Raw genomic sequence first — 2,506 nt, 5'->3', positions numbered from 1 at the left:
AACCGAAAGGCAAGTCGCCGTCGTCTGCTCGGGTCCTCCACACCTGGATCGCCCAAGCCCAGAACAGCCTCGGGTCAGCCGGCCCGCGTCTGGGCTGGCTGGTCGCGGCGACCGTCATCACCGCCGCGCTTCAACGCGCCGTGGACGGGTCCGGCGCCGCGCTATTCCTGTTGAAGGGTGGCACCATGCTGCAATACCGGCTGCCCGGCATGTCGCGCACCACCCAAGACATCGACGGCCTGGTCCGTGGTGACATCGACCGTTTCCTGGCAGAACTGGACGGCACTCTCGGCCAACCCTGGGGACCGCTGATGCTCGTGCGCGGAGAAGTTGAAACCATCGACGTCCCACACAAGCTCGTGAAGCCACGGCGCTTCGACATGACCGTGCTGCTCAACGGTGTGACGTGGAGACGGGTCCAGATCGAAGTATCCCCAGACGAAGGCCGCGCCGGGACAACGCCCGAGCAGACTCCCTCGCCCTCGCTCGCCGGGCTCGGGCTGCCTACTCCGGACCACCTCGTCAGCCTGTCGATGCATTACCAGGTCGCCCAGAAGATCCATGCCTGCACGGACCCGCACGATCCGCCCGCGTTCGTCAACGACCGCGCCCGTGACGTGGTGGACCTGCTGTTGCTGCGCATCCTCACTGAGACGGCCGGCCATCCGTCACCGACCGAGATCCGCGCCGCTGTCGAGGACGTCTTCGCCGCCCGCCTCGTCGAAGCAGAGGCTACCGACGCTCCATCGCGCACCTGGCCCACAAGATTGACCGTCCATCCGCACTGGGGGCCGAGCTTCGCCAAAGCCGCTGATTCCGCCGGCCTGACGATCACCCTTGGTGACGCCGTCGCACAGGTCGACGCCTGGCTGGATCTCATCGAACACGCCTAAGCCGCACCGCCCCAGCATCGGCGCCCCGGCAGCAGACGTCTCAGCCACGCAAACGCGACCGAACGCCTACCGACTAAAACCCCCGTTTGTGCCAAGAGTGTGCCAAGACATGTAGAAACGGCCCGACAGTCTGTGGACGACCTGGACAGTCACAAGCCGCTGACCTGGGCATTTTGAGACGCCATCGCATCACGTCACAGGCGCTGAACGGCTTGGTCCGAATTTACACACCAGCGGTCGTGGGTTCGATCCCCTCCGCGCCCACCAATGTTTGTGCAGGTCACAGCCTCAAGCGCGTCCGCCGAAGGTGGTCCAGCGTGATCTGACCGGAAGACCTGTGCAACACCAGGATCGGCATCACCCAACGGGACGCTCACACCAGGGGTGAACACTAATGGCCGACCGTGCCGACGACATCTTCGTTCGGAGATATTGGCTGTCACTTGTCGATGGGGAAGCGACCCGCTTCGCGTATTGGGGCCCGGTACTTGTCGGTGGGTTCCCGAACCAGCGCGTCGGCACGGCCGGTTCAACGCACCCTGTTCGGTGTCGCCCGAGCAGGCCCGAGGTTTGCTGAGATGCAGACCGGGCACGACGACATATCGCGCGGTTCTGCCTGCCGGGTGCTGCACGACGCGGCCGGAGCGCCCGGCTGATGGTCAGAAAGAGTTCAGGGATTGCTCGGTCGCCGGGGCGTATCGTCGAAGGCATAGCCGATGAAGGAGGACAGGCGCCATGCTCGGTACGACTTGGTCTCGAGTGCTCTGGCTTCTTTTGGGTGGATTAGCTACGGGCGCAGTGATTCTGGGTGGCGCATCGAGCGCGGCAGCCGATTCGGCGATCGGAAACAACGTCTGTCGCAGCAGCGTGGAACACGGCGTCGAAGTGGATACGTGCACCGGCAACCCCAACGGAAACGACGGCACACTGCCGGGTCCCGCCGTCAGGGTGGTACCGCAATTCTGCTTTGGGCTCGGCTTCGGCGGCTGCGACGACTGATCGGCCGCGTTCGCTAGCTCCTAACCCGCCGGTAACCTGACCGACCCGTCGATACACGCGAAGTGCATAGCCTCCAGTCATGTTGGCTACACCGCCGCTCGGCATTCGACAGGAAGTCTTTCACGATGCGTTGATGCTGGCCGTGATCGAGGGGTAAACCCCTGCGCGCACATGCGATCTCGGTGCTGAAACCAGGTCGATCATCGAGACGATCGCGGAGCGCCATCCCGACGCAAACCCGAACTTGATCGCCGACGAGTCTGACGGGTTCGAGCGAGAGGCCGACGGCGGCGAACGGCGTGTCGGCGACGCTCTGCCGAATTGTTGCCGGCGACGGTGATCGCCGAGCGGGTCGGATGGTCGCGGACCGTTATCGATTCCATTTCCTTGTTCGGCTTCCTGGCTCGACCGATTGGCGGATACTGCGTGCGGATTTGTATTGGGTGATCGGGGGACGCCAATGCCAGGGACAGTGCTCGTGACCGGCGCGTCCGGCCTCGTGGGATCGCCGACCGTCAGTCAATTCGCCGCTGGGGGTTGGCAAGTGGTGGCAACGGCGCACCGCACGATCGTCGACAGCCGCTCCGGCGTGACCATCCGCCGAGTCGACTTGA

Annotated in this window: 1 protein-coding gene; it reads left to right on the top strand. The window is 64.4% G+C overall.

Annotated elements, in window-relative coordinates:
• A partial coding sequence (locus QOI01_RS00055) for a nucleotidyl transferase AbiEii/AbiGii toxin family protein (protein WP_526377414.1) occupies positions 1–893 on the top strand: 893 nt, incomplete at its 5' end.
• Positions 894–2,506 lie beyond the last annotated feature (1,613 nt).

It is taken from the genome of Mycobacterium sp. (assembly GCF_032162605.1).
GTDB lineage: Bacteria > Actinomycetota > Actinomycetes > Mycobacteriales > Mycobacteriaceae > Mycobacterium.
Note: the sequence above shows the minus strand (reverse complement) of the source record. Positions and strands in the feature narration are given on the sequence as shown.